The sequence below is a fragment of the Bradyrhizobium sp. Y36 genome (genome assembly GCF_002531575.1).
Lineage (GTDB): Bacteria > Pseudomonadota > Alphaproteobacteria > Rhizobiales > Xanthobacteraceae > Bradyrhizobium.
The window spans coordinates 74,582-96,334 of sequence record NZ_NWTI01000013.1 but is presented as its reverse complement, the minus strand read 5'-3'; the positions used below and the strand labels follow the sequence as shown (position 1 = coordinate 96,334).

28 protein-coding genes and 1 pseudogene are annotated in these 21,753 nt (G+C 63.3%); 14 read left to right on the top strand and 15 right to left on the bottom strand.

Going from position 1 to position 21,753, the window contains the following annotated elements:
* Nucleotides 1-261, bottom strand: a complete 261-nt coding sequence (locus CO669_RS36400) for a hypothetical protein (protein ID WP_097661921.1) — start codon at nt 259-261, stop codon at nt 1-3.
* 256 nt (nt 262-517) lie between these two features.
* Here CO669_RS36400 and rocF point away from each other — a divergent pair, with 256 nt between their 5' ends.
* Together rocF and CO669_RS21390 are read left to right on the top strand one after the other, a co-directional pair.
* Nucleotides 518-1,495: an arginase gene (gene rocF / locus CO669_RS21395; RefSeq protein ID WP_097661920.1), complete on the top strand. Its 978-nt coding sequence runs from the start codon at nt 518-520 to the stop codon at nt 1,493-1,495.
* Nucleotides 1,496-1,685: 190 nt separating this feature from the next.
* Nucleotides 1,686-1,967: a hypothetical protein gene (locus tag CO669_RS21390; protein ID WP_097661919.1), complete on the top strand. Its 282-nt coding sequence runs from the start codon at nt 1,686-1,688 to the stop codon at nt 1,965-1,967.
* A gap of 18 nt (nt 1,968-1,985) precedes the next feature.
* On the opposite strand, the gene CO669_RS21385 is transcribed toward CO669_RS21390, so the two are convergent.
* The 5 genes from CO669_RS21385 to CO669_RS21360 form a co-directional block, all read right to left on the bottom strand.
* Complete coding sequence (locus CO669_RS21385; RefSeq protein WP_097661918.1) at nt 1,986-3,200, bottom strand: mandelate racemase/muconate lactonizing enzyme family protein; 1,215 nt, start codon at nt 3,198-3,200, stop codon at nt 1,986-1,988.
* 490 nt (nt 3,201-3,690) lie between these two features.
* The gene (locus CO669_RS21375) at nt 3,691-4,977 is read right to left on the bottom strand and encodes an NRAMP family divalent metal transporter (protein WP_097662018.1); all 1,287 of its coding nucleotides are present in this window, start codon (nt 4,975-4,977) and stop codon (nt 3,691-3,693) included.
* 238 nt (nt 4,978-5,215) lie between these two features.
* Nucleotides 5,216-5,401 carry a hypothetical protein gene (locus CO669_RS21370; RefSeq protein WP_097661917.1) on the bottom strand — a complete coding sequence of 62 codons (186 nt, stop codon included), beginning with the start codon at nt 5,399-5,401 and terminating at the stop codon, nt 5,216-5,218.
* 187 nt (nt 5,402-5,588) lie between these two features.
* Entirely contained in the window at nt 5,589-6,215 is a 627-nt protein-coding gene (locus CO669_RS21365) for a hypothetical protein (RefSeq protein WP_097661916.1), read from the bottom strand.
* Between the two features lie 24 nt (nt 6,216-6,239).
* Nucleotides 6,240-6,560, bottom strand: a complete 321-nt coding sequence (locus CO669_RS21360) for a hypothetical protein (RefSeq protein WP_097661915.1) — start codon at nt 6,558-6,560, stop codon at nt 6,240-6,242.
* Between the two features lie 307 nt (nt 6,561-6,867).
* On the opposite strand from CO669_RS21360, the gene CO669_RS21355 reads away from it, so the two are divergent.
* Nucleotides 6,868-7,041 (top strand): Myb-like DNA-binding domain-containing protein, encoded by a 174-nt coding sequence (locus CO669_RS21355; protein WP_245444420.1) that lies wholly within the window; start codon nt 6,868-6,870, stop codon nt 7,039-7,041.
* Nucleotides 7,042-7,045: 4 nt separating this feature from the next.
* Here CO669_RS21355 and CO669_RS21350 read toward each other — a convergent pair whose 3' ends face one another.
* On the bottom strand, nt 7,046-7,372 hold the full coding sequence (locus CO669_RS21350) for a nuclear transport factor 2 family protein (RefSeq protein WP_097661913.1): 327 nt from the start codon (nt 7,370-7,372) through the stop codon (nt 7,046-7,048).
* Nucleotides 7,373-7,632: 260 nt separating this feature from the next.
* A complete protein-coding gene (locus CO669_RS21345) occupies nt 7,633-7,827 on the bottom strand; it encodes a hypothetical protein (protein ID WP_245444418.1) in 195 nt (64 codons plus the stop codon).
* Between the two features lie 126 nt (nt 7,828-7,953).
* Here CO669_RS21345 and CO669_RS21340 point away from each other — a divergent pair, with 126 nt between their 5' ends.
* On the top strand, nt 7,954-8,181 hold the full coding sequence (locus CO669_RS21340; protein ID WP_097662016.1) for a hypothetical protein: 228 nt from the start codon (nt 7,954-7,956) through the stop codon (nt 8,179-8,181).
* Between the two features lie 233 nt (nt 8,182-8,414).
* Here the strand turns inward: CO669_RS21340 and CO669_RS21335 are convergent, their stop codons facing one another.
* A complete protein-coding gene (locus tag CO669_RS21335) occupies nt 8,415-9,185 on the bottom strand; it encodes an EAL domain-containing protein (protein ID WP_097661912.1) in 771 nt (256 codons plus the stop codon).
* Nucleotides 9,186-9,517: 332 nt separating this feature from the next.
* On the opposite strand from CO669_RS21335, the gene CO669_RS21325 reads away from it, so the two are divergent.
* Both CO669_RS21325 and CO669_RS21320 read left to right on the top strand, forming a co-directional pair.
* Complete coding sequence (locus tag CO669_RS21325; RefSeq protein ID WP_097661910.1) at nt 9,518-9,766, top strand: hypothetical protein; 249 nt, start codon at nt 9,518-9,520, stop codon at nt 9,764-9,766.
* Nucleotides 9,767-9,895: 129 nt separating this feature from the next.
* A complete protein-coding gene (locus CO669_RS21320) occupies nt 9,896-10,165 on the top strand; it encodes a DUF6894 family protein (protein ID WP_097661909.1) in 270 nt (89 codons plus the stop codon).
* On the opposite strand, the gene CO669_RS21315 is transcribed toward CO669_RS21320, so the two are convergent.
* Both CO669_RS21315 and CO669_RS21310 read right to left on the bottom strand, forming a co-directional pair.
* Nucleotides 10,159-10,386 carry a hypothetical protein gene (locus CO669_RS21315; RefSeq protein WP_097661908.1) on the bottom strand — a complete coding sequence of 76 codons (228 nt, stop codon included), beginning with the start codon at nt 10,384-10,386 and terminating at the stop codon, nt 10,159-10,161. The genes CO669_RS21320 and CO669_RS21315 overlap by 7 nt on opposite strands.
* A complete protein-coding gene (locus CO669_RS21310) occupies nt 10,383-10,583 on the bottom strand; it encodes a hypothetical protein (RefSeq protein ID WP_097661907.1) in 201 nt (66 codons plus the stop codon). Before CO669_RS21310 ends, CO669_RS21315 begins: the two co-directional genes overlap by 4 nt.
* A 714-nt stretch (nt 10,584-11,297) precedes the next feature.
* On the opposite strand from CO669_RS21310, the gene CO669_RS35340 reads away from it, so the two are divergent.
* Nucleotides 11,298-11,525, top strand: a complete 228-nt coding sequence (locus CO669_RS35340) for a hypothetical protein (RefSeq protein WP_143278705.1) — start codon at nt 11,298-11,300, stop codon at nt 11,523-11,525.
* A gap of 84 nt (nt 11,526-11,609) precedes the next feature.
* Here the strand turns inward: CO669_RS35340 and CO669_RS21305 are convergent, their stop codons facing one another.
* The 3 genes from CO669_RS21305 to CO669_RS21295 all read right to left on the bottom strand — a co-directional run bounded on the left by CO669_RS21305 (nt 11,610) and on the right by CO669_RS21295 (nt 13,991).
* On the bottom strand, nt 11,610-13,136 hold the full coding sequence (locus CO669_RS21305) for an FAD-dependent monooxygenase (protein ID WP_097661906.1): 1,527 nt from the start codon (nt 13,134-13,136) through the stop codon (nt 11,610-11,612).
* Nucleotides 13,137-13,376: 240 nt separating this feature from the next.
* On the bottom strand, nt 13,377-13,721 hold the full coding sequence (locus CO669_RS21300; RefSeq protein ID WP_097661905.1) for a response regulator: 345 nt from the start codon (nt 13,719-13,721) through the stop codon (nt 13,377-13,379).
* 63 nt (nt 13,722-13,784) lie between these two features.
* The gene (locus tag CO669_RS21295) at nt 13,785-13,991 is read right to left on the bottom strand and encodes a hypothetical protein (protein ID WP_245444416.1); all 207 of its coding nucleotides are present in this window, start codon (nt 13,989-13,991) and stop codon (nt 13,785-13,787) included.
* Nucleotides 13,992-14,594: 603 nt separating this feature from the next.
* Between CO669_RS21295 and CO669_RS21290 the strand changes: the two genes are divergently transcribed.
* The 3 genes from CO669_RS21290 to CO669_RS35335 all read left to right on the top strand — a co-directional run bounded on the left by CO669_RS21290 (nt 14,595) and on the right by CO669_RS35335 (nt 16,649).
* Nucleotides 14,595-14,924: a hypothetical protein gene (locus CO669_RS21290; protein ID WP_097661903.1), complete on the top strand. Its 330-nt coding sequence runs from the start codon at nt 14,595-14,597 to the stop codon at nt 14,922-14,924.
* A gap of 111 nt (nt 14,925-15,035) precedes the next feature.
* On the top strand, nt 15,036-15,467 hold the full coding sequence (locus CO669_RS21285; protein WP_143278704.1) for a hypothetical protein: 432 nt from the start codon (nt 15,036-15,038) through the stop codon (nt 15,465-15,467).
* Nucleotides 15,468-15,890: 423 nt separating this feature from the next.
* Complete coding sequence (locus tag CO669_RS35335; protein ID WP_143278703.1) at nt 15,891-16,649, top strand: hypothetical protein; 759 nt, start codon at nt 15,891-15,893, stop codon at nt 16,647-16,649.
* 175 nt (nt 16,650-16,824) lie between these two features.
* Here CO669_RS35335 and CO669_RS21280 read toward each other — a convergent pair whose 3' ends face one another.
* Complete coding sequence (locus tag CO669_RS21280) at nt 16,825-17,997, bottom strand: hypothetical protein (protein ID WP_143278702.1); 1,173 nt, start codon at nt 17,995-17,997, stop codon at nt 16,825-16,827.
* Nucleotides 17,998-18,003: 6 nt separating this feature from the next.
* Between CO669_RS21280 and CO669_RS36650 the strand changes: the two genes are divergently transcribed.
* From CO669_RS36650 to CO669_RS21260, 4 genes and pseudogenes are all read left to right on the top strand, one after another.
* Nucleotides 18,004-18,474 carry a M23 family metallopeptidase gene (locus tag CO669_RS36650; RefSeq protein ID WP_097661900.1) on the top strand — a complete coding sequence of 157 codons (471 nt, stop codon included), beginning with the start codon at nt 18,004-18,006 and terminating at the stop codon, nt 18,472-18,474.
* A 204-nt stretch (nt 18,475-18,678) separates the two neighbouring features.
* Nucleotides 18,679-19,299 (top strand): annotated as a pseudogene (locus CO669_RS36605) (PBSX family phage terminase large subunit); the annotation flags it as partial.
* 405 nt (nt 19,300-19,704) lie between these two features.
* Nucleotides 19,705-20,133: a GNAT family N-acetyltransferase gene (locus tag CO669_RS21265; RefSeq protein ID WP_097662015.1), complete on the top strand. Its 429-nt coding sequence runs from the start codon at nt 19,705-19,707 to the stop codon at nt 20,131-20,133.
* Between the two features lie 229 nt (nt 20,134-20,362).
* On the top strand, nt 20,363-21,628 hold the full coding sequence (locus CO669_RS21260; RefSeq protein ID WP_198964179.1) for a CaiB/BaiF CoA transferase family protein: 1,266 nt from the start codon (nt 20,363-20,365) through the stop codon (nt 21,626-21,628).
* The last annotated feature ends 125 nt before the right edge of the window (nt 21,629-21,753 follow it).

Below are 21,753 nucleotides of genomic sequence, written 5' to 3'. Positions count from 1 at the left end.
CTAGCGCCGCCGCGCGACCGATACGCCAAGAAGGAAGGCGACGAAGAGGCTCGCAAGCGGCGCTTCGCGCGTGATCGCTGCGACCGTCGCGAGAGCTCCGCCAGGTCTCCGCGACTCCTCGACTGCGGAGGTCAGACGGTCGACGGCTGCGTGCACACCACCGGCAACTTCACCGATCGTGCGAGAGACGTCCGCGGCCGTGTCCATGGCACGTTCGGCCATTCCGGGTTGGGACGTGGATTGCGGTATCTCCGTGCTCAAGCGCGATCTCCGAGGCAAGTGATTGAGGCCGGCACCTTTGGCTATCCGCGCGAGCGCTCGTTTTGAACAGCGGGTCTGATGACCTTTGGCTATCCGCGACAGGCGCCGTCATTAACGGCGGGTGCCGGCCTTGAATGAGCAATTCAGCGCGCGGGATTTTGTTCCGGACGATGTGTCGGCGGTGGCGTCCCCCGGGAAACGCCGGATGCGAATCTCTGCTAGGTTGGTGGCAGCCTTGCTGAATTAGGAGACAGCCGTGACCGATCGGACAATCATGGATCGAGCCCGGCGCATCGCCCTGCTCGGTGCGCCCATCGACATGGGGGCATCGCAGCGCGGCACTCTGATGGGCCCCGCGGCGCTGCGGACTGCAGGCCTTGCGACACTGCTTGAAAATCTGGATTTCGAGGTCGTCGATTACGGCGATCTGTCCGCAAGCGAGGTCCGGGACCTCACCGACAGGCCGCCGGAAAGAGCCAATCACTACCGTGAAATCCAGCGCTGGACGCGGATCCTGAGCCGCAGAGGCCATGAGATCGCGGCGACCGGCGCCCTGCCGATCTTCCTTGGCGGCGATCACACGTTGTCCATGGGATCGGTCAATGCCATGGCGCGTCATTGGCAGGAGCGAGGACGGGAGTTGTTCGTGCTCTGGCTCGATGCCCATGCCGACTACAACACGCCGGAGACGACGATCACCGCGAACATGCACGGCATGTCGGCGGCGTTCCTGTGCGGCGAACCCGGCCTCGACGGCCTGCTCGGCGACGATCCGCGCGCGTCGATCGACCCGGACAGGCTCGATCTGTTCGGCGCGCGTTCGATCGACAAGCTGGAAAAGGAGTTGATGCGCGCGCGCCGGATCAGGGTCGTCGACATGCGTCAGATCGACGAGTTCGGCGTCGCCGTGTTGGCCCGGCGCGTCATCGAGCGGGTCAAGGCGAGCAACGGCGTGCTACATGTCAGCTTCGACGTCGATTTCCTCGACCCATGCGTGGCGCCGGGCGTCGGCACCACGGTGCCGGGCGGTGCGACCTATCGCGAGGCGCACCTGATCATGGAGCTGTTGCACGATTCCGGTGTGGTCGGATCGGTCGACATCGTCGAGCTCAATCCCTTTCTGGACGAACGTGGCCGGACGGCGCGCACTGCCGTCGAGCTCATCGGCAGCCTGTTTGGCCAGCAGATCACCGACCGGCCAACGCCGAGCAACGCGATCGCTCCGGGCGAGTAGATCTCGTGGACGGCACTCAGTGCGTGACAAGGGCAACGGCGGGAGTGCGTGCCGTTCTTGGTGCGGGCAGCTTTTGCTGCCGCAGAAGGGAAGGCGCGCCAGTTTGGTCCGGAACTTGCTGGAAGGATGCAGGGAACCGGGAGGGGCGCCTTTGAATTAACCTAACAGTCGGACAATAGCGGATCCTTCGATGACAAGTCGTTTCGCGAACTCTATCTCCACCGCGCTCCGCCATCCCGGCGTGATTGCGCTCATCGTGGCAGGCGTGACGATTGCAGCAATGCTGATCGTCGACCACGGCCCGTGGAATCGCGCCAAGACCCAGCCGGCGCACGTGGCGATGTATGCGACCACAGGCGAAGCGGCGCATGCCGCTGGCGCCGAGGTGCTGCCGACCAGCCCGAAATCGCCGATCGAGCCGGCACGGCCGGGGCCCAGGACATCCCCGACCGTCAATCCCGTGACGCCGTAATCCCGTCAGCTCCTTTCGTCACCCCTTGCGGCCGTAATTCAAGAGTCCCCCGCTCGTCCTCGGCGGATGCGCGCGCAAGGCGTCCTCGTTCGGTTCGGTGCCCCAGCCGGGCCGATCCGGCACGACCAGATGACCGTTTTCGATCTCCGGCTCATGGGTGAACAGTTCGCGGTCCCAGGCCAGACGATCGATGTCGATCTCCATGATGCGCAGGTTCGGAACGGCGGCGCAGAAATGCGCGTTCGTCATCGAGCAGAGATGGCCGTAGAAATTGTGCGGGGCGACGTTGACCTCGAAGGCTTCGGCGGCGGCAGCGATCTTCATCGATTGCCAGACACCGTTCCAGGGCGTGTCGATGATCGCGACGTCCATGGCCTGCGCCTGGAAATAGGGCAGGAATTCGCGCAAGGAGAGCAGCGTTTCGCAGGAGGATATCGGATGCGGACTTTGCCTGCGGATATAACCGAGCGCGTCCGGATTGAAGCTGTCGATCTCGACCCAGAACATGTCGATGTCCGCAATGGTGCGCAGGATCTTCAGGTAGCCTTCGGTCTTGGCGTTGAAGTTGCAGTCCAGGAGGATGTCGACGTCAGGGCCGGCACCGTCGCGGATCGCTTCCAGATGCATGTGCAGGTCGCGCAGGATCTTGCGATCGACGTTGATCTCGGGCGCGAAGGGTGAGCCGAAGCCGGGGCGCCAGCCGGTCGGCTTGCCGTCGTCATAGGAAAAGATGTTGGTCTTGAGCGCGGTGAATTTCTTCTCGCGCACCTCGCGGCCCATCGCCTTGACGCCGTCGAGGTTTTCGATCGGCGGCTTGTACCAGGACGGATGATTGATGCGCCACGTGGCGCAATGCGACCAGTAGACCCTGATGCGGTCGCGGAGCTTGCCGCCAAGCAGCTCGTAACAGGGGACGCCAAGGCACTTCGCCTTGGCATCGAGCAGCGCGTTCTCGATCGCACCTAACGCTTGGGCCACCACGCCGCCGGCGGCGGGACGCGTCGCCGCGAACAATTCGGCATGGATGCGCTCGTGCTGGAAGACGTTCTGCCCGATGACGCGGGCAGAGAGGCGCTGGATGGCAGCCCCGACGCCGGGCGAGCCAAAACCCTCGTCGAACTCGCTCCAGCCGACGATGCCGTCCTCGGTCGTCAGCTTGACGAAATGGTAGTTTCTCCAGCCGGCATCGCAGGCGAGGATTTCGAGGCTTGTTGCTTTTGATGAGGCTGTCATGTCGCTCCCCTGCCGCCCGAAGCGGACGTTGTTTTCTTGTGGCCCGGCCGCAATTGTTAGGCGAGCGACGCCGCGCCGTGAAGCCGGATGTCATGCGGCGAGCCGAGGCATCGCGGCCGGTTTGCGGAAAAACCCCGTAGAATCCGGTGGGGATAGCCATGATCTTCCCGGAATCGTCGCTGAATCGAACCAGAGTTTGACATTTTTGGCCACAATCGGAGGCGACTTTCCCGGCCATGAAATTCTTGGGCGTGATTACGATTCTGGCGTTGCTCACCATGAGTGGGGCCGCCATTTCCGATCAGCTTCTGACGGCCGAGCAGCACGTCGCGCAAGGGGCGGAATAGCGCGGCGGCCGAGGGAGCTTTTTGTCTTTGGGGGGACAGATGCTTTCGATCGATCAGTTCTTGCGGTTCATCAGCGTGCCGGCCGTTTTCGCGGCCTTCGTCATCGCCTCGCAGATCTCGGCGGCGCTGTCGCCAGTCTAGCTTCAGCCGATCAGCGACGAGCCGAGCAGAGCAAGGACGGCCAGCGCCATCAGCGCGGTGCCGAGCCAGCCCAGCACGATCAGCCATGATCGTGCCCTGAAGCGGCCCATGATCGCCCGGCTCGAGACGATCAGCATCATCATCGCCATGATCGGGACCGCGACGACGCCGTTGAGCACCGCGCTCCACACCAGCATGTGGATGGAGTCGATGCCGGTGAAGCCGAGGCCGAAGCCGATGATCGTCGCCGCGGCGATGATGGTGTAGAAGCCCACCGCCTCGTCGGGCTTGGCCTCCAGCGTCGCATGCCAGCCGAAGATCTCCGCAACGCCATAGGCGGCCGAGCCCGCCAGCACCGGTATCGCGAGCAGGCCCGTGCCGATGATGCCGGTCGCGAACAGCGCGAAGGTGAAGTCCCCGGCGAGCGGCCGCAGCGCCTCGGCCGCCTCGGTCGCCGAATTGATCTTGGTGACGCCGTTCGCATGCAGCACGGACGCCGTGGTCAGGATGATGAAGAAGGCGATGCCGTTGGACAGCAGCATGCCCGAGAGGGTGTCGGTCCTGATGCGGTCGAGCTCGTGGGTGCCGCCGCGCTTGAGCTCGCGCAGCGGCTTGTCGCGCTGGCCCTGGTTCATCTCTTCGACCTCCTGTGAGGCCTGCCAGAAGAACAGGTACGGGCTGATGGTGGTGCCGAGCACGGCCACGACCATCATCAGATAATCGGCGCTGACATCGGCCTTCGGCCATACCGCGGCGAGCAGCGCCGTGCTCCACGGGATCTTGACGGTGAAGGCGGTCGCAACGTAGGCGAACAGCGCGAGGGTGAGGAATTTCAGCACCGGCGAATAGCGGCGATAGGGCAGGAACACCTGCAGCAGGGTCGAGCCCGCCGCAAAGATCAGCGCGTGCTCGTGGTTGAGCCCGCCGATGACGAGGGAGAGCGCCTCGGCCATCGCGGCGATGTCGGCGGCGATGTTGAACGTGTTCGCCGCCACCAGCATGGCGACGAGGCCCAGCACCGCCCAGCGCGGCGCGACCTTCATGACATTGGCGGCGAGTCCCTTGCCGGTGACGCGGCCGATCTGCGCGCTGACGAGCTGGATGGCGATCATGAACGGCGTGGTGAGAAACACCGTCCACAGCAGCCCGAAGCCGAATTGCGCGCCGGCCTGCGAATAGGTGGCGATGCCCGACGGATCGTCGTCGGCGGCCCCGGTGATCAGGCCCGGCCCCAGTCTTTGCAGCAGCGTCGGCGCGGACTTCGTCGGGGTGAGGGCGCTGTCGCTCATGGAGGGAAAGACCTCGATCGGGAAAATGTGCCAATGCAATGCTGGGCGGCGAACATAAGTTCCCTGACGAGAGAGACCGGCGACTTCTGATAAAGCTAAATCAGCTTGACCGCCGGGCAAAACACCTGTAGATTGGTACCATCGCCAGACATCCCGAACGTCCGCACGGCCGCATCGTGAGGCTGCCTGCCTTACAGCGGGCTTTCCAACGTCAGGGATGAGGATTGGCGGCGCCGCGTTACTTGACGCTGACGAACATGCCCCAGGCCGCAGCCAGCGCCGCGCCGGAAAAGACGATCAGCGGGTTGTCGCAGAACGCACCGCCATAGGTGCACATGGTGACGCCGAACGAGCCGATCTCGTGATGGCTCGCTGAGTAGAACAGTCCCGACAGCACCAGCAATGCAGCGGCGACGTAGTACATTGGTGATCTCTCCGAAGCTGTCCCGAATGCGTCCGCAAGGAAGCGTGTCCCAGCATGGCGCGAAGGAATTTCGTTTCGCCGAATCCGCTTTGTGGCATTTGAGATAAAGTTGAGCCTTTCGCGACGGGGCGAGCTTCGACAGAAGAAAGGCCCCGCACCGCGGGGCCCTTGTCGTGTTTGAGCAGCTTTAGCGCCGGGTGCCCGTGCCGTAGAGCTCGCGCTCGCGGCCGATGTCCTCCGGCGACAGCGGCGGGCTCGCCGCGTTGAAATCGGACCAGCCGGACTTCTGCCAGGCGGCGCTGCGGTCCTGCAGGTTCACCGACTTCTCGTGCAGAATGGCATCGAGGCGCGTGCGGTCCTGGTCGGGCACCCGCGCGGACACCAAGGTGCCGCCGCGGCGGACGCCTTCGGCATAGCGCGAGGCGTCTTCCTTCGAGATGCCGGCTTCCGTCAGCGCACCGACGATTCCGCCGGTGGCTGCACCGGCCGCTGCGCCGACTGCGGTGGCGGCAAGCCAGCCTGCCGCCACGACCGGACCGAGGCCGGGGATCGCGAGCAGGCCGAGGCCCGCAAGCAGGCCCGCTGCGCCGCCGAGACCGGCGCCGATGCCGGCTCCGGTGCCGGCGCCTTCGGCACGATCGTCCACGCCGTCGCGGTCACGGTCGACCTTGCCGGAGCGAGAGCCGTACCAATTGTCGGAATTGTTGGCGACGAGGCTGATGTCGGAGTGCGGCACGCCAGCGCCTTCGAGCCGGGTCACGGCGCGCTCGGCATCGGCGTAGGTGTCGTATAGACGCGAGATGGTGACGGTCATTGTTGGGTCTCCTCGTGATGTTCGTTACTTGACGGGATTGACGTTGCCCTGGAAGTCGATGCTGACGTCGGTCTTGGTGCCGGCCTTGTCGGCCTTGCCGCGCCAGACGCCCTGGTCGTCCTTCTGCAGGCTGGAGACGTTGGAATAACCGGCTTCCTCGATCCGCGATTTCGCCTGTCCTTCGGTGAAGCTGTTGCGGCCCGCGACCGGCTTGTTCGAGTTGTTCTGGTCCGAGCTGTTGACGGCATTGTTGCCCGGCCCGCTCTGCGCAGGCTGGTTCTGCGCGCCCGCGGGCGCCGCTGCGAGCAGCAAGAGAGTCGTGGCAAGTAGAGTGAGACGTCGCATTTTTTTATCCTCTGGCGTGAATGTGCCGGCGACAACAGGCGAGAGTCGAATTGGTTGCTAAGGTTTGCACGCTCCGAGTGCCGCAGCTCGTCTCGCGCCAGAAGCGCGCGTCCATCAATTTTAGGAACGTTTGCCACGTCGTCCCGTTACGGCGCGCCTCTCGCATGAATTGAGCTCGGACAAGCGGAGCCCCGCCGCCTCCGGAGATGCTGGGCTGGCTGCCGCTCATGTCGGAACTTCAACTGCGCAGGTCCATTATCGCCGGGTTCTCGGCGAGACGGCTCAAGCGATGCAATTACGCTATCCCATGTTGAAGAGGTGGACGGCGGAGGAGCACGCGCAGTTGAAGGCCATGGCTGAAGCGGGGCGGCGGCCTGACGAGATTGCGCGCGAGCTCGGCCGGAGCGAAGCGGCGGTGAGGGTGCGCGCCTGGCAACACGGCATCGGCTTGCGGCTCGTCACCCAAAAGCGCAGCAAATAGATGGCTAGTTTCGCGGGCCGCAGACGTGCGAGGCGATCTTGCCGAGGGCATCGAAGGTCAGGCTTGCGCTGACGACTCCGCCGCGGGCAAAGTATGAGACCAGCACCGCCTCTCCCGACGGCTGGAGATTGTCGAGGCTGGAGGCGGGATAGTTCGCGAGCCGGTCGAGCCAATAGGCGCGCAGGCCCTCCCAGCCCGAACTCGTCTTCAAGCCGCCGCAGCCGCACTGAATCACGGCGTCGTCCGCATACATTTCCAGAACTGTGTCGATGTCGCCGGCGCGGTAGGCATCGAGCCAATCGACCGCAGCGGCCATCGGGTCAAAGGACATGGTCCTACCTACCTGCCGTCTTGTCGGCGAGGTGTTTAAGGGCAGGGCCATGAATGCGAGGTGAAGGCCATCGCGTAAACAGCGCGTGTGCGCATGACGAAACGACAATCCATGCGCAGGGAACTCGGGCGCTGCGCGGGGAACCTCCAGCCTGTTCGACAAGCCGTCGAGCAACAATGCCTTTGAGCAACGCGCGTGGTGCCGAGCGCGCCTTGCGTGCCGATGAATGCGTCACGCAACTTGGGAGAGCGGCAACCCGTTCACTTCGCCGACTGCGCGTCGGCTTGCGCCGTGGCGGGCTCCCAGGGCGCTGGCAGGATGACGCGGATCGGACGCGCTTCGCTGGTGCCCTGCGCGGCAGGCCGGGCTTGATCCTTGATAGGCTCGGCCAGCGCCACCGACACCAGAGCAATCAGCATCGCCAGCGACGTCGTCACAACTCTCATATCCAGCATCACGTCCTCCATCTGCGCACCAACGCCACTGGGGCCAGATGGTTCAGTCGCAATCGGGAACAAGTGGCAATTGCTGCTGTTGGTAGCGGACAGATCCGGATGACCGGACTGCTGGAGGAGGACACCATGAACATCAAGACCATCATTGCCGCTGCCGTGTTGACGTCGTTTGCGGCGCCTGCGTTCGCGCAGTCGTTCTACGTGGTGCAGGACGTGAAGACCAAGAAGTGCACCATCACGGAGGCGAAGCCGACCACCACGGAAACCACGGTGGTCAGCGGCGACACCGTCTACAAGACCCGCGCCGAAGCCGAGACCGGCATGAAGACGGTCAAGGTCTGCACAACCAACTGAGGAGAGAAGCGATGCCCGTACTTCTGCTTTGGGCCGTCCCGGTCGTGGTCGTTCTCGGCGGCGGCGTCTATCTGATTGGCCATATGCACTGAACCCAAAGCCGGCGTCGTGGATTCGACGATGCCGGGCTTTCGAGGGAGGCTGCGCAAGCGGCAAGCAAAAGCCCGCGTGGAGCGATCCGCGCGGGCTTTTGTCTGTGGTCGGCGATCAGGAAAACCTGGAAGGGCCAGGCCTCACCCCGCGAGCGACACGGCCATCGGCGCGAGTCCCCGTACCGCCGGGAGCGACATCAAGCCGGGCCTGGCGAAATGATAGCCCTGAAACAGCGCGATCCCCGCGGCGCGCAGGGCGGTGAGCTCCGCCTCGTTCTCGACGCCCTCGGCCAGAACCGTGATATCGAGTGCGCGCGCGATGCCGGCGAGGCCTGCCACGATGACTTGCTTCGGATGGCTGAGATGGATGTCGCGCAGCAGCTCCATGTCGATCTTGATCAGGTTCGGCTGCAGCCGTGCCAGCAGGCCGAGGCCGGCATAGCCGGCGCCGAAATCGTCCAGCGCCGTCCAGAAGCCGAGCGCCTTGTAGGATTGCACGATGTTCTCGACATGCGCGGGGTCGCTCATCCGTTCGTTCTCGGTGAACTCGAACATCAGGTTGGCCGCCGGAAAATTGGCGCGCCGCGCGGCTTGCAGCGATTTCTGGATGCAGGCGCGCGGTTCGTACACGGCATTCGGCATGAAGTTGATCGAGAGGCGCGCGTGCGGATCCGTGAACAGCTTACCCGCGGTTTCGATCGCCATGACGCGGGCGGCCTGGTCGAAGCGGTAGAGCTGGTCGTCGGTGAGCTGGCTGAGCACGCTGTGCGCGCTCTCGCCGTTCGGGCCGCGCACCAGCGCTTCGTATCCCCAGATCCGGTGCGCGGTGACGTCGACGATCGGCTGGAACGCCATCCTGAATTCGAACGGCAACTCCGTTCCGTCAGCGCATCCCGCGCATTTCACGACCATTTCCAATACTCCCGCAAGCCCTGCAAATATGCCGACGTTACGGGAGCAGCCGTTAAGGAACCGCGAAGGGGGCCGCCATGTTCATTTGTGCACACAGGCAGGCCGGGCCTCGGTGGGAGGGCCCGACGAAACATTGCTGAAACAATGATGAAACCCGATTGTCCTGAACTCCGCATGCCCGGGGCCCGACCAACGGAGCGAAAAGGAGATCATCATGATCCAGATCGGTTCGAAGGAAGAAGTTGCGTTCCTGCTGGCGCTGTTCGGCACCCACACCCAGCCGGTCAAGCGGCCGAAGCCGAAGTCGCAGCAGCGGTGAAAGGCTGATTCCCATGCCCGGTTTGGCCGAATGCCAGAGCCTGCTCAGGCTCCTGATCGCCAGGGGCGATCCCAAGGCCATCCCGATCGCCAAGGGCGCCATCGACCAATATCTCAACACCGCGCCGGTCAGCGCCCGCGGGCGCGGCTTGCGCGTGCTCCAGCGCGACGCACTCGACCAGCATGATGTGGCGGTCGGCGTGCAGCGCTCGTTCGCCGAGACGGTGGACGCCTATATCGAGTGCAAGCTCGCGGAGGAATAGGGCGCGCCAGCAGGTGCAGTTCGCGCGGTCCGATCGACGTTCCCGGAACCTGTTGCAGCCTCAACAGAATTTTTCGGCGCTAGCAACCTTTGTCCCGTCCCGGGCCTAATAGGGCAAAGGAACACGAACATGCCGCGATATTACTTCGACTTGACCGACGAGCGCGGAACGGCGCTCGACGAGGAAGGGCTGGAGCTGTCCAGCATGCGCGCGGTCCGCGCCGAGGCCGCCAAGTCGGTCGGCGACATGGCACGCGACGCCATCATCTCCGCGCCGCCCGCGGGCGCCCGGCAAAGAATGGAAATCGGTGTTCGCGACGCCGGCGGCCCTGTCATGCAGGTGACGCTGTCGTTCGCGATCGAGACCCTCCGGCCCCCTGGACGATCAGGCGATCACTGACGCGTCAACGACTTCAGGGATCGCGCAGGGAGCGGCGGAAGCGGTTCTCCGGAATCGAGCACCGCGATCTTGCGGCCGAGCTGCCAGACCTCGACCTTGCCGAGTCGCGTGAACTGCCGAGCGAAGGTGAGGGCGGACTCGTCGGACGCAGCCTCGAAGGCTTCGGCTGAGCGGAAGATGCCGTCTTCGCCGACGAGGTAAGCGCGATATTGCTGGCTCATGTCGGCGCCCTCAGCCCGGGCGATCGCAGCCAGGAATCGATCTGCATCGCCATCTCGTCCTGCCGCGCCCGGCGCAGCAGCATCTCGCGGCGGTGCCCCGGCGCAAGCGCGCGCGCCTCTTCGCGGCAACGCTTGGCTTCCTCGGCGAGCCTTTCGTTCAGTGTCATGGTCTGCTTGAAACGACGCCGCTTCAACATGGCGCTGCTTCCTCGTGAGAGTGGCGCGGGAGCGCAACTGGCGTTCTCATCACCGGTGAATGCCACGGACCTTGCGGTGACGCCTGGAGCTTATGCCCCGTGCGCGGAAACGTCACATCATTTGATACGTCGCGCGAAATTTTTTTCGAGCGTTCTTCTGAGTGTTTTGAGCGACTTACTCAAGTGGGTGTAGTGGCGCTTGTGTTCACTTTTGGACCGAGGCGAGCTCAGGTCACGTCACCGGCCAAGGCTCTGCAAGGCTCTGCAAGGCTCCGCAAGGCTCTGTCCGCGGACGCCTATAACGAAGAGCAATCATGCTCTCACCTGCGAAGCGAAGGGCGCACAGCGATGCCCGTGTACAGGCCGTTGCCTGCCGATCATGACCGGCCGAAATCATGCGAGAGCTGATGCGCGAGGGCTGGCAATCGACTTGACGTCCACAACACAGCCGGGAGCAGCGGCTCTTCCGCCTCATCGAGCTTCGGGCGGCAGGTGGGCGGAGCTTCCTCGATCGATCCAGAGACCCGCGCTTTTGCGGATCGATTTGGCAATTGGGCCAGCACGGCAGACGGCTCTGTGCCCGTCGAGCCGGCAGGCTTGTACAAAGTGCCGGATTCTCCGGCACGGGGATCAGTCGCGCCCGAGAACGTCCGGCGCCTCACACAGGTCAACGAGTCCAACGCAGGCAGCGTGTTCACGTCGGGGAGTGCTCCGGTGCCGCATCTGCCTTCCACGGAGTTCAACGACCGGTTTGGCAATTGGACCTTGCCGACGGCCAACAGCGACCAACCGCAGCCGAGCAAGCCAATCGGCGCGTTCGCGGACGAACCAAGTTACCTCATTCCACCTCCGATCTTCGGCGTGAATGTTCCAGGCAATCCGAGCAATGGCGCCGAGGAGTGGTTTTCACGCTGGATACGGCCGTTGCTTCGGCCGGATTGAAGACTGATCTCGGAGTTGAGTACGTCGTTGACGATCGTTTGACACGTCGGGCAACAACGGCAGAGGAAGCGGCCACGTGGCGTGCTATGCAGCAGTCGGCCCGAACCACCGCGTCAACGCCTCCTCAAGCCCGCTTTTGCCGTCGTCTCCCACCCACGCGACGTGCCCATCCGGTCGCACCAGCACTGCGCCCGGCGCGGCGACTTGTCCGATTGCCGGAAGCTCCCACACGTCATCGGTGCCGGCGCTGACGATGTCGATGCGATCGGCCCATGGCATGAGGTCGATGCCGCCGCGCCTGCCAAAATCGAGCAGCAGGCCGCGCCCGCCGTGCAGCAGCGTGAACAGGTTCAGCTTCCGTCCCTCGACCGTCAGATCGAGATCGGGCATGCGCCGGCCAAGCAGCGCGTGGCCTTCGCCGAGATCGTAGGCGATGTCGAGCCCGCTCATCATCGCGCCAAAGCGCCGGCGCGGCTCGTCCATGGCGAGCAGGTCGGAAATGATGTCGCGCGCGGCCTTGAGGCCGTCGTCGCCGCGGCGGAGCAGGGCGATCTGCGCCAGGGTGTTTTTCAGCACGCGCGCGGCCACGGCATGGCGCTCGGCGTGATAGCTGTCGAGCAGGCCGTCCGGCGAGATGCCCTTGACCACCTGCGCCAGCTTCCAGCCGAGATTGACGGCGTCCTGCACGCCGAGGTTAAGGCCTTGCCCGCCGACGGAGTGATGGATATGCGCGGCGTCGCCGGCGAGCAGCACGCGGTCCTTGCGATAGGATGCGGCCTGCCGCGCCGCATCGGTAAAGCGAGAGATCCAGCTCGGATTCTTGACACCGAAGTCGGTGCCGTAGACCGCGACGAGGGCGTCGCTGAGATCGCGCAAGGTGGGCTCGCCGGTGCGCGCGAGCGTTGCTTCCGTCAACACGGCCATTACGCGTCCGTTCTCGGTCTTGCTGAGGCCGTGAAAGCCGAGCGCATCGTGACGCAGGCCAAGCTGCGGCTCTTCGCTCATCTCGACCTCGGCCATGAGATTGCTCAGCGTCGGCGAGGCGCCGGGGAAGTCGATGCCGGCGGCCTTGCGCACCAGGCTGCGACCGCCGTCGCAGCCGACCAGATAACCCGCGCGCAAGCGCTCGCCGCCCGAGAGCATCACGTCGATGCCGGCCGCGTCCTGCGCAAAACCCGTCACCTCGCGCGCGCGATAGAACGGGACCGCGAGCTCGGCGACCCGGTCGGCGAGGATGCGCTCGAACAGGTTCTGCCGCAGCGCGAGCCCATAAGCATGCCGCGTGGGGAGGTCGCTGATGTCGAGCCTGGTCCAGGCAAAGCCGGCCAGCTGGACGATCTTGCCTTCGGAGAGGAAGCGGTCGGCGATGCCGCGCTGATCGAGGATCTCGATGGTGCGCGCGTGCAGGCCGCCGGCGCGTGTTTCGACCAGCGCCTGGTCGGCGCGCCGCTCGACGAGGGCGACGTCGACATCGGCGAGCGCGAGCTCGGCGGCCAGCATCAGGCCGGTCGGCCCGGCGCCGGCGATCACGACGTCATGGTCGATCTGGTTCCGCGCGCCGGCTCCCTGGACGCGGCGGCGTGAACGGGACGTCGGAAGCAGGACAGGCATGTTGACCCCCTCGGCTGGTGGCTTTGGATCTGTGTTGGGTCGGGGGTTCTACGGCAGGGGCGGGGCCTTGAAGCAAGCCCGTTGCGCACCACATATTGAGTTGGGAGGAGGGTATTCCTTTTTCCGCGCTCGGCGCGTTGACGCGTCGGGCAAAACACCGCCATATTGGCACCATCAGCCGAGTTTGATTTCACCCGCGCGGGAGCCCTCCGCTGCGGGTTCTATTTTGGCTCGCGATGTTCAGTGAATGCCTGCCGTTCGCTGCAGGATGTCGGCGAGCTCCTCGAACGAGAATGGCTTCCTGATCATCGGCAGGCCGCCGCGCCGGGGCTCGCGTCCCGACAATTGCAGCATCTTCAGCTCCGGGCGGACGCGCCGGGCCAGCTCGGCCAGCTCGTGGCCGTCCATGCCGGGCATGTTGATGTCGGTGATGAGGACCGAGATGTCCCGGTTCTGCACGAGCCGTTCGAGCGCATCCGACCCGCTTTGGGCGGAGATCACCTGGCAGCCGAGATCCTCCAGCATGCCCACGACTACGTCGAGAACGGCGGGATCGTCGTCAACAACCAGGACAGTGTGGCTCATCGTACCAACGTTCCTTCCAACGAAGAGATCAACGCGGCCCCTGTCGGCCAGGTTCCGAACGGCCTAATCGTCCTTCGACAGATCGCCGGGCTTGCTGGGAAGGTCGATGCTGCCGCCGTCGCCGTGCACGAGGTCGCGATCCCGGTCTCCGGTCTCGTCGGCATCTTCAATGATTGCCTCGTGCAGAGGAGGGGCCTCTTCGATGCGCGGCGCATCTTCGTTGCGCGGCGACGTTCCGCTGCCCGGCATGCGACCTGTGCTGGATGTCATGGCGATCCTCCTGATCGACCAACTTATGCCCAGCGCATTCGTTCGTTTGACACGTCGGGCAAAACACTGGCAGAATGCCAACATCGAAAGAAGTTTGGTTCAGCCCGCGCGGCCATCTATCCGCGGCGGGCTTTTTCATGTCCGCTGTTCGCAGCGACGATGTTGCGCCAGACGAGGTTTGACACGTCGGGCAAAACACCGGCAGAATGACATCATCGAGACGAGTTTGTTTCACCCGCGCGGACAACATCCGCTGCGGGTTTTTTCGTCTCGATTTCAGAATCGGACGGTGGCCGCGCATCCGGCCACGCACTCGACGTGACGTTCATGGAGCGCCGATCGGCGCGCCGCCGTCCGAACCATTGCTGGCCGCGCACGCGCGAACGTGCCGGCCCGCGGCGTCAGGGCCGATCGCCCGCGCCGCTGCGGCCTCCGGAAGACACGGAGATAGGGTTCGCGCCCGAAACGATCGCGCCTCGCCTTGCGCGATCTGCCGCGCATTTCTTTTTTCGTGGAGGGAATGATGACAGTCTATCTGATATCGCTCGCGCTCGCGGGCCTCGTCGCGGTCCTGCTGTGGGAGATGTTGTCGTGAGCGATGATATGAAAAGCGATCCAGAGAGCGCGCCGGCGCGTTCGCCCGCGGTCAGGAAGACGTCGAGGGCGCGGACCCTGACTGAGATCCGCTCGCTGGCGCGCGGCCATACCAGGACGGCCCTCAGGGTTCTCGTCGGCATCATGCGCAGCGATGACGCGACGCCGGCCGTGCGCCTCTCGGCGGCCAACGCGATCCTCGATCGCGGCTGGGGAAAGGCCGCGCAGCCGATCGAGACCGGCGAAGACGGTGAAACGATCCATCGGGTCGAGCGTGTCATCGTGCGTCCGGAGGACGCCGTCGGCGGCGAGGATGCCGGTCCGCGCGATGGAAATTGATCGAGCTCAGATCAGCTCTCCTTCCTGCGGTCGCGATGCAGGCGCTGCAACTCGTTCAGACAACGAGCCATTGGACTTCGAATTAAACCTGCGGTTGACGGTGTTCTTGTTGTGTTCTATGAAGTGCAGCGCCATCGCTGCGTGAGTTTCTGCGATGTCGGCGTTGGGAATGCTGATGCGACGCCGGATGACGGGAGAAGCAGAAACGTGAAGCTCAGTCGAGGCGGCTTGATCTGCGTTGGCTTCTATACGTGCTATGCGCTGTTCCTGTTGGCAGCGGCTTATTTTGCCGAGAATATGCGCGGCGTCTTCTTGACGCTCAGCGCCCTTCCGGGCTGGCTCATCGCCGCGACCATGCCCGCAATCACGATCGAGCCGCTGGTCGATCACCCCATCGTCGTTGAAGTCGGCGTGTATCTATCGAGTTTTGCGGTCGTCTATTTGTGCGGATGGATGCTCGAGAAGATCATCTTCGCAGTCGCGCCTACACTGAACCGCATCGATGATTGGTGGTTCGATCGGGTTCGCAAGGACGGCCGATAGTTCGGGGTTCCTGGATCGGCGGGACTGGTTGTCTCATCCTGGCGCCTTCCCTGGATAATGTCTCAAAGAATGTTATCGTGCCGGCCCTTGTGGGCACGGCCATGCTTAGGAGTTCGCAGTGGCAGGTCGACACGCCCTCACCGTTCAGCTTAATCCCTATGGGGCCGGACACGCGGCCGTTACACTGACTGATCCGTCGGGACAGACTTATGCGGGCTTCGGTCCAAGATTGCACAATATGCCGGTCTGGCCCGGAAAATTCGATGTGCATACTGTGCCAACGGGATCGATGTCGCTACCTTCCGACTTTTCCAACGTGTTGGGCGACGACTATCGGACTTTCACGGTGCCAATCTCCGAGGAACAGGCAAGGGCTGCGCACGCCGAGATCTCATTGGGCGCGAGGAGCCTTGGTACAACGCCTTGAAGCTCGATCCTCGTGTTTGCACGACGATCGTTGATCGCATCATGCGAGCGGCTGGAGTGAACGCGGGACTCTATGCGCTCCCGAGGATCGATGATGAGTATCTGTCCGATATTGCAGATACATTGGCGCAGGACCCGTGGGCGAAGATCATGAGCCAACACCGGCTACCTATCCCGGACACACTGCGCGGCATCCAGCGGGACTATGCGTTCATCGGCGGGGGATACGATACGCCGTCGGAACGTGTGGGGCGTCCGCAGTCCGGACTATCTCTTGAAGCCACTGGCCGAGTGGCGGGCGTGCCCGAGCGTCCTGCAGATCGTGATGCTGTCTGGCCGGATAAGAGCTCGACGTTTGCCGAGCGGTTTGGCGATTGGATCGCGCCTCTGACCGGCCACGCGTCAGCTTCGACCCCACTGGCTTACATTCCGGAGCATCAGCTGTATCTACGAAGCGCGGACAAGGTGCCTGCGACTCGACCTGAAGATGTGCGGATCTTGGGGAGGATGCCTGCCGAAAAATCGGACCGATCCGTGTTCAATTCGGGCAGTGCCGGGGCGGTGCCCTTCATTCCGCCTGACGCTTCGTTTCCGTCTTCGCCAGGGAACGACCTCGCGGAACGATACGCGACCTGGCCTTCGCCTTCCGGGGGCGGCGTCTTTGCTGGCTTCAATCAAGCGCCGCAGCGACGATCCGATACCCCAGACAACGAAGATTGGTCCGCAATGTGGCGCAGGCGCATCGGCCTACCCTGAGGCGAGCTAACACGTTCAGTGCGCCTGAAGCACGGCGTTATCGGGCATCTCGAATTGAAATCGGGGTTGCTCCTTTGACACGTCGGGCAAAACACCGGCAGAATGGCATCATCGAAATAGTTCGGTTCGGCCTGCGCGGGATGCACCCGGCTGCGGGCTTTCGTTTCGGTGATCCCTAATTTTTGGTCTGCTTGCCGGTCCGGCGTTGCCCGGCATAGGCGCGCTGCACCTGGTCGCTGCAATAGGACAGCTTTCGGCCGTCGCCTGTAAAGTGTCCGTTGTTGATGATCCAGAGGATGACGGTCTTGTCGTCGATCTTCTTGAACATCAGGTTCTTGCGGTCTTGAATGGTGTCCGGGTTCTGCACGCTGATTGCGTCAGGGCCTGGAGTCGATTGCAACGTGCAGTCGGCTTCGATCCTGACCGTGTCGGGAAGCTGAACGCGTGTGTTTTCGATCTTGCAGATATTCGAGGCTGTGGTGATCGATTTGCCCGCGAACGCAACGACGGTGTCGTTGAATTTCGCGCAGCGGTCCTCGAACTCGGCGCCTGCCGCCGCGTAGACGCCATCTCGCGGATGGGCCTCCTTCAGGGCTCGATCCTGTTCGGCCTTCTGTTTCGCTTCCACCTTGGCTCTCAAGGTGGCTTCGGCGAGCGCGCGCTGCGTCGCCAGAGGGCAGTAGGCCGCACGCCAGGAAGTATCCTTGAGCTTTCCGTTCAAGCTCTTCTGAACGGAGATCGTGGTCTCATCGACCCGCTTGATGAACATCACCTCGTTGAATTGCCTGTTCTCCCAGTTGCGATCGCGCGGGTTGAGGTTTTGCGCCAGATTGTAGTCGCTGCAGGTCATTCCGACCTTCAGCGAGCCCGGCGCGAGATCGACGATTTTCCTGACTTTGCAGCCCCATTCAGGGCCGCTGACCGAATTCTCGCCGAGATCAATCGTCATGTCGTTGCCTTCGTCGCAGTTCGACTGGAAATTCTTGCCGGGTTCGGCGTAGGCACCGGCCTTGGGGCGCCATTTGTCGGCAGCTATCGGGGACGCTTCTTGGCCAACAGCTGAAAGATCGGTTGCCGACATCAGAAGAACGACGACAGCCACGAACGACGCGCTACGCCTTATCTCATCAAGACTCACGAATTGCTCCTGCGTTGAGGGGGGCGAGCAGTTCGCCGACGTGCCGCAGCTTCGCATCCAGAATAGTGGAACACCCACAAGTTGAGCAAGGGGCTCTATCGTCCGGGTATCGCGCTCGATGCTCAGGATTAGCGAAACATTGGAGAGTGGAATGTCTTGGCAAGAAGCCTTGCGGCGAATGTTACCCCAATTGCGGGTTTCGAACCTCATACAACCATGACGCATCCCGCGTTGCGCTCTCCAGTCGACGGCATCGTGACGAACGCTGGCGAAGGTACGGCCGGTAGAATCGCGATCAGAGACGCCAATGGCATGTCGCACGAGCTTCTGCACACGCACCGCAGATTCGTCAGCGTGGGCGATCCGGTCGTAGCAGGGCAGTTGGTCGGCACGATGGGCAACACAGGAGTGATCGAGGCGTATATCGAAAGCGGCGATCATTATCTTCATTATCAGCTGAAGGACCCTGCCGGTCGTCGACTCAATCCTCAAGCGTACTGGGAGCAGCAAGGACCAATAGATCCAAACCCGGCGCCTCCCGCCTATGTTGACGAGTATCGCCAATATTTGCGCGATGCAGGGGGCGTTCCTGCGACGTCTCGAGAAGATGTGAGAGTTCTGAGGAGAGTGCCCGTCCGCACAACGGAGCGGTCGGCCTTCAACTCGAAGCCCGTTGAGGTGCCCTAAAGCGGCTCCAATTCTCCCCTTCCATCAGCAGTGGAAGATTATTTCAGGAGGCGTTTCGGAATTTGGCCGCCTTTCTCCGAACACGACACCTCTCCCGACCTGACCCGGGCTCAGCAGGGAGAGCCCGACACTCCAAACACCGAAGACTGGTCCGCGATGTGGCGCAGGCGCACTGGCCTGCCCTAGGGCGAGCGAGCGCATCCATTGTCCATCCTGAAAATTCCGACGGCGAAGATCTTCGAGCCGCTGCTGCAACCCGCCCGCTACAAGGGCGTTTACGGTGGACGCGGCTCGGGCAAGTCACATTTCTTCGGCGAGCTCCTGGTCGAGACCTGCCAGGCCGAGCGCGGCACGCTCGCGGTCTGCATTCGCGAGGCGCAGCGTTCGCTGGCGCAATCGTCCAAGCGTCTGATCGAAGGCAAGATCGCAAGCCTCAAGCTCGGCCACGGCTTCAGGCTGTTCAGCGACAAGATCGAGACGCCGGGTGATGGGCTGATTATCTTTCGCGGGCTTCAGGATCACACAGCAGACTCGATCAAATCTCTGGAGGGGTTTCGCATCGCCTGGATCGACGAGGCGCAATCCTTAAGCGCACGCAGCCTCGCGTTGCTGCGTCCGACGATCCGCGTCAAGGATTCCGAGCTGTGGGCGAGCTGGAACCCCCGGCGCAAGAGCGATGCAATCGACGACTTTCTGCGTGGCCGCCAGCCGGACGGCGCCGTGGTCGTCAAGGCGAACTGGCGCGACAATCCCTGGTTTCCCGACGTGCTCGGGGAGGAGCGGCTCTTGGATCAGAAGCTCTACCCGGAGCGCTACGATCACATCTGGGAGGGCGAGTATGCCCGCGCCTTCGAGGGCGCCTATTTCGCCTCTCTGCTGTCGGAGGCGCGTGTCGGGGGGCGGATCGGAAAAGTCTCCGCCGATCCTCTCCTGCCGCTGCGCGCCTTCATCGACATCGGCGGCGCCGGCGCTTCGGCTGATGCCTTCACGATGTGGATCGTGCAGTGGGTCGGCAGCGAGCTGAGGGCGGATTTCCAGCACTTGCGGAGGTGGCGCAGGAGCGTGGAGCAGGCGCAGAGCTACACCTTCAAAGCCGTGATCACCGTGATTGCGACTGGCCTGATGGGGGCTGTCTGGCTTGGTGTCAAAGTTGTGCTCGGCAAGTGAGCTTGCACGGCGGTGACGGTGCCGCACTCGCAGTCACGTTATCCCCGGAAGATGGTCCAGCCCATGTACAGAATTCGCATCGTTGACGCATCCGACGACGACGTCGTCGATGCATTGTCTGATCTGCATCAGCTGACGTTCTTGGATTCGGCTGTGGTGCCCGCATTCGAGTCGGGAGCATGGTGGTTGGCCTATCACGGTGATGACGCGGTCGGTTTCGCCGGCGTCGTTGCATCCACGCACGTCAGAAATGGTGGCTATTTCTCCAGAGTCGGCGTGTTGCAGCGGCATTGGGGACACGGTCTTCAGCGCAGATTGATGCGTGTGGTCGAAACGAGGGGACGGCGTATGGGATGGGACAGCATCGTCTCAGACACAACGGATAACCCGGTGTCCGCGAACAACTTCATCCAGGCAGGTTATCGGCTCTTCGAACCCGAGACGCCTTGGGCTTGGGCGCATACGCTCTATTGGAGGAAGTGGCTTCACTGACCTCGGTTTCCCACCACGCGGAACGATAGCGCCATGCAGCCAGTACGAGGTGTAATTCGACCTTGCATGCCTGGCATGTTCGAGGACCCGTCAGCCTGACGGCTGTCGGGTCCTTTTTGCGCTTTGAGCCCATGCCAGCGAGGTACTTGCGAAGTTGGCGGCGCCGGGCTTTAAGTTTGCTGTCGCAGGAAATTCGGCAGTCATAAGCCGATGTAAGGGAGCGCCATCGATGCCCACCAAGCCTCAATTGCCGGAACGTTCGCCGCGGGCGATGGGAGGGCCGACTGCGCTCGATGGTCTGCTGGTCGTGGATTTCACGCGCGTCGTCGCCGGCCCAGCCTGCACGCAGACGCTCGCCGATTTCGGTGCGCACGTCATCAAGATCGAGAATCCGGACGGCGGCGACGACACGCGTGCCTATGAGCATGCCGAGATCGGCGGTGAGAGCGCCGCGTATCTGAGCCTGAACCGCAACAAACGCGGCATTGCGCTCGACCTTTCTCTTCCCGAGGCGCGCGAGATCGCGCTTGACCTGATCCGCAAGGCGGACGTGGTCGTGGAAAACTTCTCGAGCGGGGTCATGAAGAAGTTCGGGCTCGACTACGAGACGGTCGCGCCCTCCAATCCCAGGTTGGTCTATTGCTCGATCTCGGCCTACGGACGCTCCGGACCGTTCGCCTCGCGCCCCGGCTTCGACCCCATTACGCAGGCGGAGAGCGGCTTCATGTCGCTCAACGGGTTTGCCGACGGCCCCGCGGTTCGAACCGGTCCTCCCATCGTCGACATGGCGACGGGGATGTCTGCCTGTAACGCGATACTTCTGGCGCTGCTGGCGCGTGACAAGCTCGGCCGCGGGCAGCATGTCGAAGTCGCTCTGTTCGACGTCGCGATGGGAATGACCGGCTTCTACGGCATGGCCTATCTCATCAACGGTGAAAATCCCGGCCGGTTCGGCAATTCACCCAGCGGGTCGCCCACCGTCGGCGTCTACGAGGCTTCGGACGGGCCGCTTTACATGGCCTGCGCCAACGATCGGCTCTATCGCCGGCTCGTGGTCGAGGTGTTCAACCGCCCGGATCTCATCAACGATCCGGAGTTTGCCACACGCAAGGCCCGTTCCGAGAACAAGGAGCTCTTGCGCGCAGCCATCGCGGAAGTCTTTGCCAGCGATACGCTCGAGAACTGGATGGCGAAGATGAAGCTGGCCAATATTCCGGTCGGCTATCTCCGAACGGTAGAGGAGGGGTTCAACGCGCCCGAAGCTCGCGAGCGCCATCGCGTGAGCCGGATTCCGCATCGTACGGCGGAATGGGTCCCCAACATCGAGCCGCCGATTACCATGAGCCTGACCGGTGCCATCGATCCCGTTGCAGCTCCTCTGCTGGGGGAGCATACCGAGGACGTCTTGCGCGATGTGCTCGGTTACGACGAGCATCGGCTCACGGAATTTGCCGAGAAGGGAGTCTTTGGAGCGGGCAGACCCTCGACGGGCTAAGCCTGCGGTCAGTCCCGACGGCGTCAAGGTCGCCGGCTTTGATGCGATGCCAGCTGCATCGGCTTGATTTGGCAACGCGGCGGCCGCATAAATACGTGAATTGAGGGACACGAATGACGCCTGGT

Bases quoted from the DNA above. Each gene is read 5' to 3' on its own strand.
- CO669_RS21375 (WP_097662018.1), bottom strand. From the start codon at position 4,977: ATGAGCGACAGCGCCCTCACCCCGACGAAGTCCGCGCCGACGCTGCTG.
- CO669_RS21290 (WP_097661903.1), top strand. From the start codon at position 14,595: ATGAAAAGCGATCCAGAGAGCGCGCCGGCGCGTTCGCCCGCGGTCAGG.
- CO669_RS21335 (WP_097661912.1), bottom strand. From the start codon at position 9,185: ATGGTCGTGAAATGCGCGGGATGCGCTGACGGAACGGAGTTGCCGTTC.
- CO669_RS21315 (WP_097661908.1), bottom strand. From the start codon at position 10,386: ATGAGCCAGCAATATCGCGCTTACCTCGTCGGCGAAGACGGCATCTTC.
- CO669_RS21365 (WP_097661916.1), bottom strand. From the start codon at position 6,215: ATGACCGTCACCATCTCGCGTCTATACGACACCTACGCCGATGCCGAG.
- CO669_RS21385 (WP_097661918.1), bottom strand. From the start codon at position 3,200: ATGACAGCCTCATCAAAAGCAACAAGCCTCGAAATCCTCGCCTGCGAT.
- CO669_RS36650 (WP_097661900.1), top strand. From the start codon at position 18,004: ATGACGCATCCCGCGTTGCGCTCTCCAGTCGACGGCATCGTGACGAAC.
- CO669_RS21370 (WP_097661917.1), bottom strand. From the start codon at position 5,401: ATGTACTACGTCGCCGCTGCATTGCTGGTGCTGTCGGGACTGTTCTAC.
- CO669_RS21265 (WP_097662015.1), top strand. From the start codon at position 19,705: ATGTACAGAATTCGCATCGTTGACGCATCCGACGACGACGTCGTCGAT.
- CO669_RS21310 (WP_097661907.1), bottom strand. From the start codon at position 10,583: ATGTTGAAGCGGCGTCGTTTCAAGCAGACCATGACACTGAACGAAAGG.
- CO669_RS21320 (WP_097661909.1), top strand. From the start codon at position 9,896: ATGCCGCGATATTACTTCGACTTGACCGACGAGCGCGGAACGGCGCTC.
- CO669_RS21360 (WP_097661915.1), bottom strand. From the start codon at position 6,560: ATGCGACGTCTCACTCTACTTGCCACGACTCTCTTGCTGCTCGCAGCG.
- CO669_RS21390 (WP_097661919.1), top strand. From the start codon at position 1,686: ATGACAAGTCGTTTCGCGAACTCTATCTCCACCGCGCTCCGCCATCCC.
- CO669_RS21325 (WP_097661910.1), top strand. From the start codon at position 9,518: ATGCCCGGTTTGGCCGAATGCCAGAGCCTGCTCAGGCTCCTGATCGCC.
- CO669_RS21345 (WP_245444418.1), bottom strand. From the start codon at position 7,827: ATGCTGGATATGAGAGTTGTGACGACGTCGCTGGCGATGCTGATTGCT.
- CO669_RS21355 (WP_245444420.1), top strand. From the start codon at position 6,868: ATGTTGAAGAGGTGGACGGCGGAGGAGCACGCGCAGTTGAAGGCCATG.
- CO669_RS21295 (WP_245444416.1), bottom strand. From the start codon at position 13,991: ATGACATCCAGCACAGGTCGCATGCCGGGCAGCGGAACGTCGCCGCGC.
- CO669_RS21300 (WP_097661905.1), bottom strand. From the start codon at position 13,721: ATGAGCCACACTGTCCTGGTTGTTGACGACGATCCCGCCGTTCTCGAC.
- CO669_RS21260 (WP_198964179.1), top strand. From the start codon at position 20,363: ATGCCCACCAAGCCTCAATTGCCGGAACGTTCGCCGCGGGCGATGGGA.
- CO669_RS21350 (WP_097661913.1), bottom strand. From the start codon at position 7,372: ATGTCCTTTGACCCGATGGCCGCTGCGGTCGATTGGCTCGATGCCTAC.
- CO669_RS21305 (WP_097661906.1), bottom strand. From the start codon at position 13,136: ATGCCTGTCCTGCTTCCGACGTCCCGTTCACGCCGCCGCGTCCAGGGA.
- CO669_RS21280 (WP_143278702.1), bottom strand. From the start codon at position 17,997: ATGAGGTTCGAAACCCGCAATTGGGGTAACATTCGCCGCAAGGCTTCT.
- CO669_RS21340 (WP_097662016.1), top strand. From the start codon at position 7,954: ATGAACATCAAGACCATCATTGCCGCTGCCGTGTTGACGTCGTTTGCG.